9 protein-coding genes, 1 tRNA gene and 1 riboswitch are annotated in these 12,738 nt (G+C 69.8%); of the genes, 2 read left to right on the top strand and 8 right to left on the bottom strand.

From position 1 onward, the window contains the following. Positions 1-91 precede the first annotated feature (91 nt). Positions 92-176, bottom strand: a tRNA-Leu gene (locus ACFC1R_RS14595). A 344-nt stretch (positions 177-520) separates the two neighbouring features. On the opposite strand from ACFC1R_RS14595, the gene ACFC1R_RS14590 reads away from it, so the two are divergent. Both ACFC1R_RS14590 and ACFC1R_RS14585 read left to right on the top strand, forming a co-directional pair. After that, positions 521-1,294, top strand: a complete 774-nt coding sequence (locus tag ACFC1R_RS14590) for an ABC transporter ATP-binding protein (RefSeq protein WP_045304143.1) — start codon at positions 521-523, stop codon at positions 1,292-1,294. A gap of 62 nt (positions 1,295-1,356) precedes the next feature. Further along, entirely contained in the window at positions 1,357-3,912 is a 2,556-nt protein-coding gene (locus ACFC1R_RS14585) for an ABC transporter permease (RefSeq protein ID WP_375938173.1), read from the top strand. 300 nt (positions 3,913-4,212) lie between these two features. Here the strand turns inward: ACFC1R_RS14585 and ACFC1R_RS14580 are convergent, their stop codons facing one another. The 7 genes from ACFC1R_RS14580 to ACFC1R_RS14550 form a co-directional block, all read right to left on the bottom strand. After that, positions 4,213-5,583, bottom strand: a complete 1,371-nt coding sequence (locus ACFC1R_RS14580; RefSeq protein ID WP_045304141.1) for an NAD(P)/FAD-dependent oxidoreductase — start codon at positions 5,581-5,583, stop codon at positions 4,213-4,215. Positions 5,584-6,058: 475 nt separating this feature from the next. Beyond that, positions 6,059-6,997 carry an exopolyphosphatase gene (locus ACFC1R_RS14575; RefSeq protein ID WP_375938169.1) on the bottom strand — a complete coding sequence of 313 codons (939 nt, stop codon included), beginning with the start codon at positions 6,995-6,997 and terminating at the stop codon, positions 6,059-6,061. Further along, complete coding sequence (locus tag ACFC1R_RS14570; protein WP_375938166.1) at positions 6,994-7,647, bottom strand: DUF501 domain-containing protein; 654 nt, start codon at positions 7,645-7,647, stop codon at positions 6,994-6,996. The genes ACFC1R_RS14575 and ACFC1R_RS14570 overlap by 4 nt, the downstream gene beginning before the upstream one ends. Beyond that, a complete protein-coding gene (locus ACFC1R_RS14565; protein ID WP_375938163.1) occupies positions 7,637-8,164 on the bottom strand; it encodes a septum formation initiator family protein in 528 nt (175 codons plus the stop codon). Before ACFC1R_RS14565 ends, ACFC1R_RS14570 begins: the two co-directional genes overlap by 11 nt. A 129-nt stretch (positions 8,165-8,293) precedes the next feature. After that, entirely contained in the window at positions 8,294-9,580 is a 1,287-nt protein-coding gene (gene eno, locus ACFC1R_RS14560) for a phosphopyruvate hydratase (protein ID WP_375938160.1), read from the bottom strand. A 223-nt stretch (positions 9,581-9,803) separates the two neighbouring features. Next, positions 9,804-10,661 (bottom strand): transglycosylase family protein, encoded by an 858-nt coding sequence (locus ACFC1R_RS14555; protein ID WP_375938157.1) that lies wholly within the window; start codon positions 10,659-10,661, stop codon positions 9,804-9,806. Positions 10,662-10,665: 4 nt separating this feature from the next. Continuing rightward, positions 10,666-10,866: riboswitch (cyclic di-AMP (ydaO/yuaA leader) on the bottom strand. Between the two features lie 294 nt (positions 10,867-11,160). Then, positions 11,161-12,414 carry a cytochrome P450 gene (locus ACFC1R_RS14550; protein WP_375938154.1) on the bottom strand — a complete coding sequence of 418 codons (1,254 nt, stop codon included), beginning with the start codon at positions 12,412-12,414 and terminating at the stop codon, positions 11,161-11,163. Positions 12,415-12,738: the final 324 nt, after the last annotated feature.

The following is a 12,738-nucleotide window of genomic DNA, read 5'->3' as shown; positions in this document are numbered from 1 at the left end:
CACCACCCACGCCCCCCAAGGGTAATGCCTTGGCAAAGAGAAGCGCCTACGCCGCGAGGAGGATCTCGCAAACGCGGCAACAGGACGGAGCTGGTGCCCGGGGCCGGACTCGAACCGGCACGGCCTCTCGGCCAAGCAGTTTTAAGCTGCCCGTGTCTGCGTTCCACCACCCGGGCGTGAACCGCTCCGCCCCTGTACGGGCTACCCCTGAGACTAGTCTCCCGGCCGCCCCTTTCGCATGTTCCCAGCATGGAATTTGTCATGTTTCCTTGCCATCTGACGAACCGTCTGCGATTTGGACAGGCATGGGCTGATATTCGGCCATCAGCACTTCATCAGGGTCAACGTCATACCCGAGGAGGAGACGCACTGGGCCGCGTACGACCAGCGGTGGTGAGCTCAACCGTTCCCCGGAGCGACTAAATTCCATGATCACTGACGGACCATGGAATAGCGGCTGGAGCTGTGCGCCCCGGCCGACCGGACCATCACCGATCAACCACAGTGCAAGGAGTCCTCCGTGACCACGACGTCCGCGTACGCCGTCCAGACCGGCCAGGCGGCCGCCCGCGCCACCGGCCTCAACAAGGTCTACGGAGAGGGCGAGACCCGCGTGGTCGCCCTGGACAACGTCAGCGTGGTGTTCCCGCAGGGCGAGTTCACCGCGATCATGGGGCCCTCGGGGTCCGGCAAGTCCACCCTGATGCACTGCATGGCCGGCCTGGACACCGTCTCCTCCGGCTCGTCGATGATCGGCCAGACCGAGCTGGTGGGTCTGAAGGACAAGCAGCTCACCAAGCTCCGCCGGGACCACATCGGCTTCATCTTCCAGGCGTTCAACCTGCTGCCCACCCTGACGGCGCTGGAGAACATCACGCTGCCGATGGACATCGCCGGCCGCAAGGTCGACAAGGCGTGGCTGGACCGGGTGGTGGACACCGTCGGTCTCTCCGGCCGCCTCTCGCACCGCCCGAGCCAGCTCTCCGGCGGCCAGCAGCAGCGTGTGGCCTGCGCCCGCGCGCTGGCCGGCAAGCCGGACATCATCTTCGCCGACGAGCCCACCGGCAACCTCGACTCCCGCTCGGGCGCCGAGATCCTCTCCTTCCTGCGCAACTCCGTCCGCGAGCTGGGCCAGACCGTGGTGATGGTCACCCACGACCCGGTCGCCGCCTCCTACGCGGACCGTGTGGTCTTCCTCGCCGACGGCCGGATCGTGGACGAGCTGATCGCCCCCACCGCCGACAGCGTCCTGGACCGGATGCGCCGCTTCGACGCCAAGGGCCGGACCAGCTGAGCGGCCGGACCGACTGACTCCCAGCCAGCAGCCGCCCGCTCCGACCCTCCCAGGACGCACCCATGTATCGCACCGCACTGCGCAATGTGCTGGCCCACAAGGGCCGCCTGTTGATGACAGCACTCGCCATCCTGCTCGGCACGGCCTTCGTCTCCGCCACCCTGGTCTTCTCCGACACGCTCGGTGAGGCCATGAAGAACAGTTACGCCAAGAGCTACACCGACGTCTCCGTTCTGGTCACCGACAACTCCGCGGGCACGCGCTTCGGCCCCAGGGGCAAGGACGACGCCCGGAAGTCCGAGAAGCTCACCGACGCCACCGTCCGCGAGATAGCCGCCCTGCCCGGGGCGGACAGGGCGCGCGGCGTGGTCAGCGGCTTCATCGGGGTGGCCGACAAGAAGGGCAACCTGATCGGCGAGGTCTGGAGCGCCCTGGGCAGCAACTACGTACCGGACGCCACCGGCAAGGACAGCCGGTACCCGCTGGTGGACGGCCACGCCCCGGCCGGCCCCAAGGAGGTCGCGATCGACAGGGCGACCGCCGACAAGGGCGGCTACCACGTCGGCGACACCATCCGGATCGCGAGCAACGGCCCGGCCATGGACGCCAAGCTGACCGGCATCGTCACCACCGACGACCCGCAGATCACCTCCGGCGGCACGCTCACCCTGATGGACACCGCCAGCGCCCAGAAGCTGCTGCTGACGCCCAGTCAGTACAGCTCCATCTCGGTGCTGGCCAAGTCCGGCACCAGTGAGTCCGCGCTGCTCGCCGATGTCACCAAGGCCCTCCCCAAGGGCGACAACTTCCGCACCGAGACCGGTCAGCAGCTCACCGACGAGCAGACCAAGGCGATCGCCACCGGCACCGACGGCATGAAGACCATGCTGCTGGTCTTCGCGATCATCTCGCTGTTCGTCAGCATCTTCATCATCGCCAACACCTTCACCATGCTGGTCGCCCAGCGCACCAAGGAGCTGGCCCTGCTCCGCGCGGTCGGCGCCAGCCGCTCCCAGGTCACCAAGTCGGTGCTGGTCGAGGCGCTGGCCCTCGGCGTCGGCGCCTCGGTGACCGGTCTGCTCGCCGGTGTCGGCATCGGCGCCGGGATGCAGTCGCTGATCCACGCGACCAGCGCCGGGATGCCCACCGGCCCGCTGGTGATCGCCCCGGCCACGGTCGTGGTGACGCTGGTGGTCGGTGTCCTGGTCACCGTCCTGTCCGCCGTGATCCCCGCCGTCCGCGCCTCCCGGATCGCCCCGGTGGCCGCCATGAGCAGCGGCGACCAGCCCGCCACCCAGAAGAGCCTGGTGGTCCGCAACGTCATCGGCTCGGTGATCACCCTCGGCGGCCTCGGCCTGGTCGTCATGGGCGCCGCCACCAAGAGCAGCTCCGGCCGGATGCCGGTCGGCTTCGGCGTCGCGCTCGCGATGATCGGCATCTTCGTGGTGCTGCCGCTGCTGTCGCGTCCGGTGATCGCCCTGGTCGGCCCGCTGATGGCCAAGCTGGCCGGCACGCCCGGCAAGCTGGCCCGGCGGAACGCGGTGCGCAACCCGCGCCGTACCGCCGCCACGGCCGCCGCGCTGACCATCGGCCTCACCCTGGTCACCGGCCTGACCGTGCTGGGCGCCTCGATCACCGACATGGTGGACAAGGCCGTCACCAGCTCCATGAAGGCCGACTACGACATCACCACGGCCACCGGCGGGCTGACCCCCGAGCTGGCCGCCGCCATCGGCAAGGCCCCCGGGGTCGCCGTCGCCAGCCCCGTCAACAAGTCCTACTCGGAGTTCAACGGCAACTCGCACTCCATCTTCGGCATCGACGCCGCAGGCTTCGAGCAGCTGATCCAGCCGAAGATGCTCAGCGGTTCGGCCTCGGCGCTGAAGCAGGGCCAGATCCTGGTCGACGACTCGATGGCCAAGAAGGAGAACCTCGCGGTCGGCTCCACCGTCAAGGTGAGCTTCCCCGAGCACGAGGGGACGATCACGGTCGGCGGCGTGTACGAGGGCAACGCGATGATCTCCGAGGTCGTGATGGCCAACACCGACCTCGCCAAGCAGGACTCCACGACCTACCTCAGCGACGTCCTGGTCAAGGGCACCGACGGCGCCAGCCCCGCCCTCAAGCAGTCCATCAAGGACGCCACCGGCAACAACCCGGTGGTCCAGGTCAAGACCAAGCAGGACATGCGCGACGAGTTCAACAAGATCATCACCTTCGCGCTGAACATGATGTACGGCCTGCTGGGCATGGCCGTGGTGATCGCGGTCATCGGCGTGATCAACACGCTGGCCATGTCGGTCTTCGAGCGCAAGCGCGAGATCGGGATGCTGCGGGCGATCGGCCTGGACCGGCGCGGCATCAAGCGGATGGTCCGCCTGGAGTCGGTGGTCATCTCGCTGTTCGGCGCGGTGATCGGCGTCGCCCTCGGCACCTTCGCCGCCTGGGCGGTCAACCGCACCCTGACCTCCAGCCTGCCGACGCTCGGCACCGTGATCCCCTATGGCCAGCTGCTGCTGTTCCTGGCCCTGGCCGGCCTGGTGGGTCTGTTCGCCGCCCTGTGGCCCGCCCGCCAGGCGTCCAAGCTGGACATCCTGACGAGCATCAAGACGGACTGACGGTCCGACCCACTCGACCCCCTTCGGGGGCGGAGGGCGGTACCACCGGTATGGCCGGTGGTACCGCCCTCCGGCGTCCTGCGGCCCCCGCTCCGGCTGTCCCGCCGCCCGACCCGGCCGCACACCACGTACGACGAAGGCCCCTGGAACCCGACGGGTTCCAGGGGCCTTCTCGTTACTTCTGTACTCCGCCCGGTCGCACGGCCGGCTGAGCACCACGGAGGTCGTGGTCCGGCGACACTGCCGGGCGGAGAGCCTCCGACTCGTACCCGGGTCACTCCTTCGCCCGGATCTGGTCGCTTACTTGCTGCTTGCGAGTTCCTTCTCGGCGGGCTTGGCGGCCTCGACGGGCTTGGGAGCGGGGGCGGCGGCCTCCTGGAAAGCCCCGAACGGCTTCTCCATCTCGGCCAGACCCACGGTCTCGCGCTTCAGGAACATCGCCAGGGTCCAGTCGGTGAAGACCCGGATCTTGCGGTTCATGGTCGGCACCCGGCTGCCGTGGTACAGGCGGTGGAACCACCAGGCCGGACGGCCCTTCAGCTTGTACTTGCCGAAGAGGATCGCCACGCCCTTGTGCAGGCCGAGGCCGGCGACCGCACCGAGGTTCTTGTGCTTGTACTCGGCCTGCGGGAAGCCGCGCATGCCGGAGATGACGTTGTCGCCGAGGACGATCGCCTGACGGACCGCGTGCTGCGCGTTCGGCGGGCACCAGGCGCCCTCGCCGACGGCGAGGTCCGGCACCTGGGCGTTGTCGCCGGCGGCCCAGACGTAGTCGAAGCCCTGGACCTGCAGGGTCGGCGCGGTGTCCACGTGGCCACGCGGGCCGAGCGGCAGGCCGAAGTTGTTCAGGACCGGGTTGGGCTTGACGCCCGCCGTCCACACGATGGTGGAGGCATCGGCCTCGACGCCGTTCTTCAGCACCACGTGCTGGTCGACGCAGGAGTCCATCGAGGTCTCGATGTAGATCTCGATGTTGCGCTCTTCGAGCTTCTCCTTGGTCCACAGACCGAGGTCCGGGCCCATCTCGGGGAGGATCCGGTTGGCCGCCTCGACGAGGATGAAACGCATGTCCTCGCGGCTGACGGTCTTGTAGATCTTCGCCGCGTCGCGCGCCATGTCCTCGACCTCGGCGATGGTCTCGACGCCGGCGAAGCCGCCACCGATGACCACGAAGGTGAGGGCCTTGCGGCGGACCGCCTCGTCCGTGGTGGACTCGGCCTTGTCCAGCTGCGCCATGACGTGGTTGCGGAGGCTGATCGCCTCCTCGACCGTCTTCATGCCGATGCCGTGCTCGGCGAGGCCGGGGATCGGGAAGGTGCGGGAGACCGAGCCGGTGGCGACGACCAGGTAGTCGAAGGGCAGCTCGTAGGAGTCGCCGGCCGAGGGCTGGATGGTGGCGACCTTACGGGCGTGGTCCACACCGGTCACAGAACCGGTGAGCACCTCCGCCTTCTTCAGGGCGCTGCGCAGCGGCGCGACAAGGTTGCGAGGCGCGACGTTGCCGCCGGCCGCCTCCGGGAGGAAGGGCAGGTACGTCATGTACGACCGCGGGTCGACGACCGTGACGGTCGCCTCTCCGTAGCGCATCTTCTTGAGGATGCGCATCGCGGCATACAGGCCGACGTAACCACCGCCGACAATGAGGATGCGAGGACGCTCCGTGGTGCTCATATCCGAAAGTATCCAGCACCGTCCGGCGAGCCTTTCGTGAGGCCCATCACAGCACTCTGGACACCGCCTGCTACACTACGCGGCCCCGCTCACCCGGGTGCGACACCCCCGGTGGGGCGCCCGATGCGCGCCGTGAGCGCCGCACTGCGGACGGCACTCCTGAGCAGCAACGATCCTTGCGGCACCGGGGTTCCCGCGCGTCATTTCGATTTCACCGGCGAGTCGGGAAGCCCGCCTGCGATCCAGCGAGCCGGTCGGCGAGTCGACCTTCGGTCCCGCATAACGGACGTAGCGGGCAGCGAAGTGCGACGAAAGACTGGATCGCCATGTGAAGAAATTCACGAAGTTTTTCGCGGCGGGCCGGACAGCGACCGGCCCCGGGGCCGCGAAGGGCGCCCCGGGGCCGATTCGGTAAGGGGCCGTCCGGCTGAGCGGGGCCGACACCTGTGGACCCGACAGAGTCGGGCCGGGTGCGTCAGGCGATGCTCCAGGCGATGCCGTCCAGGATGTCGTGCTCGCTGACGACCACCTCGGCGGCACCCGTCCGCTCCATGATCTCCAGCAGCACCAGGGCACCGGCCGCGATCACGTCCACCCGGCCGGGGTGCATGACGGGGATCGCCGCGCGCTGCTCGTGGGTCGAGCTCAGCAGCCGGGCGGTCACCTCGCGGACCGCGGTCACCGACAGCCGGGAGTGGTGGATCGCGGCGGAGTCGTACTCCGACAGGTCGAGCGCGATCCCGGCCACCGTGGTGACCGTGCCGGCCAGGCCGACCAGGGTCGCCGCCCGGTCCAGCGGGACCACCTCGGCGGCCTGGTCCAGCGCGGCCCGGATGTCCGCCTGGGCGGCGGAGATCTGGCCGAGCGTCGGCAGCTCGGTGCCGGCGAAGTGCCGCTCGGTCATCCGGACACAGCCGATGTCCACCGAGCGGGCCGCCTCGACGTCCGCACTGCCCAGCACGAACTCGGTGGAGCCGCCGCCCAGGTCGAAGACCAGGTAGGGGGCCTCGAAGTCGCCGCCGGTCAGCTCCTTGGTGGCGCCGATGAAGGAGAGGTGCGCCTCCTCCTCGCCGCTGACCACCTCGGGCTCGACGCCCAGGATCCCCCGGACGCCCTTGGTGAACTCCTCGGCGTTCTCGGCGTCGCGGGAGGCGCTGGTGGCGACCATCCGGATCCGGTCCGGACCGACCCCGTGCTCGGCGATGACCGCGGCGTACTCACGGCAGGCCGCGAAGGTCCGCTCCAGCGCCTCGGGCGCCAGCCGGCCGGTGCTGTCGACGCCCTGACCGAGCCGGTTGATGATCATCCGGCGGTCGCGGTCGGCGATCGCGCCGGTCTCGGGGTCGAGATCGGCGATCAGCAGCCGGATCGAGTTGGTGCCGCAGTCGATCGCGGCGACCCGGGTGGCGGTCATTCGCCCTCCTCTTCGGCCTGGCGCTTCTTCGCGGCGCGCTCGGCGGTCTTCTGTTCCTTGGCGGCGATCACCGCGGCGTGGTCCTCGGTCTCGGCCCGCTCCGCCGCCACCTTGGCCTCGCTCTCGGCGAGTTCGGCCGGGCTGACACAGGGGCCCTTGGCCCACCAGTCCTCCAGCATGCCGAGCGCCTCGTCGCCGAGCGGGTTGACGCCGGGCCCGGCCGCCAGCGAGTGGCCGACCAGCACGTGCAGGCACTTCACCCGGTCCGGCATGCCGCCGGCGCTCGGGAAGCCCTCCAGCACCTCGATGGCGTCACGGCGGGCGATGTAGTCCTCGTGCGCCTTCCGGTAGGCGGCGGCCAGCTCCGGATCCTCGGCGAGCCGGGCGCTCTGGTCCTTCATCACACCGTCCGCCTCCAGGGTGCCGATCAGCGAGGCGGCCTTGGGGCAGGTCAGGTAGTACAGCGTCGGGAACGGCGTGCCGTCCGGCAGCCGGGGCGCCGTCTCCACGACGTCCGGGTTGCCGCAGGGGCAGCGGTGCGCGACACCGCGCAGGCCGCGCGGCACCCGGCCGAGCTGGGCCGCGATGGCCGCGACGTCGGAGTCGGCGACAGGAGGGGTCTGGGAGGTGGACGGGTTCTCAGTGGTCATTGGGGTGCTGTCTCTGGCGAGGGGCGGGTGCGGGGGCAGTTGGCTGAGCGGTGGTGGGGGCGGCGGGCACGGTGACGGGCGGAGCGGCGGCATCGGCCACGGGAGGCGAGTCGGCCAGTGTGACCGAGCCCCAGACGCTGGTGTACCAGGGCACACCGGCCCTGGCGGCCGGACCGGCCGCCACCACACCGGGGGCGGGCTGGGCGGCGGGCGGGCTCGGGTCGATCGAGACGAACGGCGTCTCACCCGGCAGTGCGTAGTGCAGCCGCTCGCGGGCCTGCGCCATGACGAACGCCGGGTCCTGCCAGCGCGCCCGCTCCCGGCCGAGCCGCTCGACCTGCTGGGTGGCGCGCTCGGCCTTGGCACGCTGGGCGTTGATCTCCGAGCGCTGCGCGATGAACTGGCGGGTGGGATACGCGAGGATCGCCACGAGCGAGCACAGGACCAGGACGAGCACCGTGGCCCTACTGGTGAACCGTGGCCGCCCGGCGATCCCGGGGATCTTCCACCTCGCCATGTACCCCTCCCGTCGGCCCCGCGCGCCGGTGCCCCGCCGCCCAACCCTACGGGGTGGGGCGGCGGGGCACCGATGACCGGCCGAACGTGTCAGCCCTCGTACTGTCGGCCCTCGTGCTCGCGGCGCTGTTTACTCCGCGGCGCGGAAGCGCGGGAACGCGCCGCGACCGGCGTACTCGGCGGCGTCGTCGAGGATCTCCTCGATGCGCAGCAGCTGGTTGTACTTGGCGACGCGCTCGGAGCGGGCCGGGGCACCGGTCTTGATCTGGCCGCAGTTGGTGGCGACGGCCAGGTCGGCGATGGTGACGTCCTCGGTCTCACCGGAGCGGTGCGACATCATGCAGCGGTAGCCGTTGCGCTGGGCCAGCTCGACGGCGTCCAGGGTCTCGGTCAGCGAACCGATCTGGTTGACCTTCACCAGCAGCGCGTTGGCGGTGCCGGTCTCGATGCCCTTGGCCAGGCGGGCCGGGTTGGTGACGAACAGGTCGTCACCGACCAGCTGGACCTTGTCGCCCAGCTTGTCGGTCATGGCCTTCCAGCCGTCCCAGTCCGACTCGTCCAGCGGGTCCTCGATGGAGACCAGCGGGTACGCGGCGACCAGCTCGGCGTAGTACTCGATGAGCTCGGCGGCGGAGAGCGCCTTGCCCTCGAACTGGTAGGCGCCGTCCTTGTAGAACTCGGACGCGGCGACGTCCAGCGCGAGCGCGACGTCCTTGCCCGGCACGTAACCGGCCTTCTTGATGGCCTCGGTGATGAGGTCCAGGGCCTCGCGGTTGGAGTCCAGGTTCGGCGCGAAGCCGCCCTCGTCGCCCAGGCCGGTGGAGAGACCGCGCTCCTTCAGCACGCCCTTGAGGGTGTGGTAGACCTCGACGCCCCAGCGGACCGCCTCGGAGAACGACTCGGCGCCGATCGGCGCGATCATGAACTCCTGGATGTCGACGTTGGAGTCCGCATGCGAACCGCCGTTGAGGATGTTCATCATCGGGACGGGCAGCACGTGCGCGTTCGGGCCACCGAGGTAGCGGAACAGCGGCAGGTCGCTGGCCTCGGAGGCGGCGTGCGCCACGGCGAGCGAGACGCCCAGGATCGCGTTGGCGCCCAGCGAGGACTTGTCCGGGGTGGCGTCCAGGTCGAGCATGGCCTGGTCGATCAGGCGCTGCTCGGTGGCGTCGTAGCCGACCAGCTCCGGGCCGATCTGCTCGATGACGGCGAGGACGGCCTTCTCCACGCCCTTGCCGAAGTAACGGTTCTTGTCGCCGTCACGAAGCTCCAGGGCCTCGAAGGCGCCGGTGGAGGCGCCGGACGGGACAGCGGCACGACCGGTGCTGCCGTCGTCGAGGCCGACCTCGACCTCGACCGTGGGGTTGCCACGCGAGTCGAGAATCTCACGGGCTACGACGACATCAATGGACGGCACGAGGCATCTCCTAGCGGAAGCAGGTCCTACGGACAGAGGGTGCAGTCTGCGGACGATTGCGGAGTCGTTACGACCAGAGCCTAACCGCACCGGGCCCTCTGGCCACGCTGGCCTTGGCCCCGTCTCAGCGTGTGGCCCGCTACTCGCCGGTAGTTCACCTGAATGACGACGAGTGGGCCGTTTCCGCAGCACGCGCGGAAACGGCCCCTCATGCCACGGGGGATCAGCTCAGGTGCAGCACCTGGCCGGGGACGATCAGGTCGGCGTTGCCGCCGATGGTGGAGCGGTTGGCATCGTAGAGGTGCTGCCAGCCGCCGGAGAGGTGCTGGGCCTGGGCGATGCCCGACAGCGTGTCACCGTCCCTGACGGTGTAGCTGTCACCGGAGGCGCTCTGCGTGGTGGCGGCCGCCGGAGCCGGGCTCTGGGCCGGGGCCTGCCGGGCCGGGGCCTGCTGGGCGGCGCCACCGGCGAACTGGTTGTAGATGCTCTGGTGGCTGGTCCAGTACCAGCCGCCGTTCTTCTGGTACCAGTACTTGCCGGAACCGGCGTCGTACCCGGCGTGGCCGGGGAAGCTCGGGGCGGCACTCGACGGGGAAGCGTCCTGCGAGGACTGCTTCTTGGCGCTGCTGCTCTTGGTGCTGCTGCTCTTGCTGCTGTACGAGCTGGACTTGGAGCTGCCGGTGTCGACGTCGGCCGCCGAACCGTCCTTGCCCAGGCCCGCCTCGACCGAGCAGACCGGCCAGGCGCCGGGCCCCTGCGAGGCGAGGACCTTCTGGGCGACGGCGATCTGCTGGCCCTTGCTCGCGTGGTTGGCCTGGTCGGCGTACTGGCCGCCGCCGTACGCCTTCCACGTGCTGGAGGTGAACTGGAGACCGCCGTAGAAGCCATTGCCGGTGTTGATGCTCCAGTCGCCGCCGCTCTCGCACTCGGCGACCTTGTCCCAGGTCGACACGGAGGCGGCGTGCGCGCCGGTGGCGGCGAGCAGCGGCATCGCGAGGCCGACGCCGGCCACACCGGCGACGGCGATGGCCTTCTCGGCCTGGGTCTTTCGACGGTGACGGCCCGAACCGGTGAACAGCATGAAGGTGTCCTCTCCGCACGCCTGCGAGGTGAGCTGTCGGGTTCGGACCGGGAGGTTGGCCCGGCCGCGGTAGGCGGGACAGGAATGGCTTCCTGCCCTGCTGAGGCGGCTTCACCCCAAGCCGTGGGGACGGCGACGAAACCTGGGTCCCCCGCCCTTGCCCAAGGGTTCTGGTCGGTGTCCCGAGGCGCGGCGGGCAAGGTTTGGCGTTCCGCGCAACGGGGTTCGCAACTGCGAACTCAACGGAGACTACGCATACCCTCACACCAATCACAAGCTCATATCCCGTACATCACACGGGAATTACGGTCTGTTTATGTGCGCTTACAAACGGTGTGGCTTTGTCCGGTTTGATGCGTATTCAGAGAGTCGCAAACAGGGCAAATCAGACACGCCGTCAGCCCGACACGCCCGGTTTGCCTGGTGTCCGGAAGCCTCCGGACACCATGTGGCACATCTCACCGAAATCCCAAGAATGACTGCCGGATTGCGGGGAAGATCAGCGCTGTTGCGCGGTAAAGGAAACCGGCAGTTCGCGCAGTCCACGCATGATCAGACCACCTCGCCAGCGCAGTTCAGCGGGGTCGGCGGCGAGTTGAAGGTCCGGCAGCCGGGTGAGCAGCGTCGCCAGCGCGGCCTGCCCCTCGAGTCGGGCCAGCGGGGCGCCGATGCAGTAGTGGATGCCGTGGCCGAAACCCAGGTGCGGATTGTCCTTTCGCGCCAGATCCAGGGTGTTCTCCTCGGCGAACCTGGCCGGGTCGCGGTCCGCGGCCGCGAGTACCACCAGCACCGGGTCCCCGACCGGGATCTCCACGCCGCCGATGCTCAGCGGGCGGGTCGCGAACCGCCAGGTGGCCAGCTCCACCGGACCGTCGTAGCGCAGGAGTTCCTCCACGCCGGTGGCCAGCAGCTCCTTCTCCCCGCGCAGAACCGACTCCTGCAGCCGGGCCCGCTGCTCCGGGTGGCGGAGCAGCGCGAACAGGCCGTTGCCGATGAGGTTGACGGTGGTCTCGAAGCCCGCGAACAGCAGGATGAACGCCATCGCGGCGGCCTCGTTCTCGGTGAGGTGCTCACCGTGGTCACTGGCCCGGATCAGACCGGAGATCAGATCGTCCCCGAGGTCGGCCCGCTTCCGGTGGATCAGCTCGGCCAGGTAGGACCGCATGCGCTTCACCGCCCGGCCCACACCGCCGCGCTGGCCGCCGTGGTGGCGGATCATCATCCCGGCCCAGTCCCGGAAGTCGTCCTGGTCCTCCGGCGGGACGCCCAGCAGGTCGCAGATCGCATAGATGGGGAGCGGGAAGGCGAACTCGTGGATCAGGTCGGCCGAGCCGCGCCCGGCGAAGCCGTCGATCAGCCGGTCCGTCAGCTGCTGCACCCGCGGTTCGAACTCGGCCACCCGGCGTGGGGTGAACGCCTTCGACACCAGCCGCCGCAGCCGGGTGTGGTCCGGCGGGTCGATGTTCAGCAGGTGGGTCATCAGGTCCGCCTGCCGCTCCCCCGGGATGCCCACCCGGCCGCTGCGGTGCGCCTGCTCGCTGTGGTGGGCGGGGTTCTTGGACAACCGGCCGTCGGCCAGCGCCTGCCGGGCGTCGGCGTACCGGGTGACCAGCCAGGCGTCCACCCCGCTCGGCAGCGTGGTGCGGTGCACCGGCGCGTGTTCGCGCAGCCAGGCGTACGCGGGGTAGGGATCGGCGGCGAACTCCCAGGTGAAGAGTTCCGGCTGCGGGGTGGATTCGGGCGATTCCGGCATGCCACGACGGTATCCGGCGGCAGGGGCGACACATCGCCACGGGCGGCGTCACGTGGGCGGCACCACTGGTGGGCAGCACCGGCGGGGCGTCATCGGCGGGACCACGCGGGCCGCGGGCCGCCGAGGATCCGCCGGGCGCTCTCCCGGGGCGCGGCGCTTCGAACGGGCGACCGGAGGTGGACCGGCCGGAGGCGGACCCGCCGAAGGTGACAGGGTGATGACGGCCAGGTGACCGGGGCTGCTGGGGTCCGTGACACGCTCACCCCGCCGGCCGGACCGTCCTCGCAGGAGTGAGCCTGGTCACCTGGCGGGTAATGAGTGTCG

The sequence above is a fragment of the Kitasatospora sp. NPDC056138 genome (assembly GCF_042264695.1).
GTDB lineage: Bacteria > Actinomycetota > Actinomycetes > Streptomycetales > Streptomycetaceae > Kitasatospora.
Note: the sequence above shows the minus strand (reverse complement) of the source record. Positions and strands in the feature narration are given on the sequence as shown.